Consider the following 1472-nt stretch of genomic DNA (forward strand, 5'->3'; position numbering starts at 1 on the left):
CTTGGTCTCCGGTCGATAGGGACGGCAGGCCTTGGGCAGGAAGCCGTAATGCTGCGCCAGATCGCCAAGCGTACGGTTGTAGATGACCTGCCCGTCGGCATCCTCACCGATTACCGCGGTTTTCATACGATCATACAGGATCTGGCGCGGCACGCCGCCGAAGGCTTCAAACGCCGCCTTGTGGCAGGCAAGTACCGTCTGCATTGTCTGGCGATGGGCAAAGCGCCCCCAGATCAAACGCGAGTAGCCAAGGACCATCGAGAACAGCCAGACGATATGCACGACGCCAGGCTCGGCTGTGAAGCTGACGCGGAACTGGGCGAAGTCGACCTGGGCCTGCTCTCCGGGTAGAGTCTCGAAGCGAACGGCATACGCTTTGCCGCCACCGGCAGGGCGTAGCGCGCGGACCTCGTCGCGCACCATGCTGTAGCCACCTGCGTAACCGCGTCCTGCGATTTCACGGTGCAGGCGTTGCGCCGTCAGCCCCGGATACTCAACGAGCCGCGCCCGCAGATAAGCAACGTGTGTGTCTATGACACGCGTCCGTGGTTGCCGTGGACCGTAGCAAGGCGGCTCCAGGCCTCTCGCGATGTATTTGCGGACCGTTTTACGGTCGACCCCCGCCTGCCGAGCGATAGCGGCCACCTTCAACCCTTGCCGGTGTAAATCCAGGATCATCATCAGATCTCCAAGCTTCTTCATCGCGACGGCCCCCTGGTCGGGGGAGCATGCACGAAAGAAGTGGGGAATATTCAAACGCCACTTATGGGGAGAATTGCACCGCCAATGACAATTGGCGGGTTAGTCCACGTGTGTTTTATCGTTCGGAAACCGACTATTGACGTCTGAAGGGTGCACAGCTCCTGCCCACGGCGTTAAATAAAAGTGACGTTGTTACTTGTCGGGGCATTGGCGTCGTCGGCTCCGCTCCTCGTTATGCAGGTAGCGGCACATGTCCACCTCCAGTCGCGCAGCGGTTGCGTCCATCGCACAATCATCGCTCGGATTGCCGCTACGTCTTCCTTTAGTCTGGGGAGCGCTACGCTGCGGTTGAGAAGCTCACCGTAAACTTCAGTAGGCATTCCGATGAAGCAGGACACGGAAGGTACGGACGATGATCTTTAAATCACGCCAAATTGACCAATTTTCTAAGTACTCTAAATCGGCTTGCAAGCGGTTCTCAAGGTCTGCCTCGATCAATGTGGCACCGCGGTATCCGCGAACCTGAGCTAGGCCAGTAAGCCCTGGTTTAGTAGCATGACGATGCCAGTATCGGTGATCGACCTCCCAGAAAAGCTTGTCAGCTGCACGGGATCCTAGTGCATGCGGCCGAGGGCCAACTATGCTCATTTCGCCTGTTAATACGTTCAGGATCTGTGGCAATTCGTCGATGCTGGTGCGTCGTATGAATCGGCCGACTTTGGTGACACGATCGTCTTCGCGTTGGGTCGAACGGTGCCCCGCACCGTCGG

Annotated in this window: 2 protein-coding genes; both read right to left on the bottom strand. The window is 58.2% G+C overall.

Annotated elements, in window-relative coordinates; translation table 11 throughout:
* On the bottom strand, nt 1-702 hold a 702-nt coding region (istA, locus tag U1872_RS22270; protein WP_332795052.1), incomplete at its 3' end, for an IS21 family transposase.
* Between the two features lie 369 nt (nt 703-1071).
* Nucleotides 1072-1472 (bottom strand): sugar transferase (locus U1872_RS22275; protein WP_332795053.1); only part of this gene is annotated, 401 nt, incomplete at its 5' end.

Source organism: Parasphingomonas frigoris (genome assembly GCF_036663815.1).
Classification (GTDB): domain Bacteria; phylum Pseudomonadota; class Alphaproteobacteria; order Sphingomonadales; family Sphingomonadaceae; genus Sphingomonas.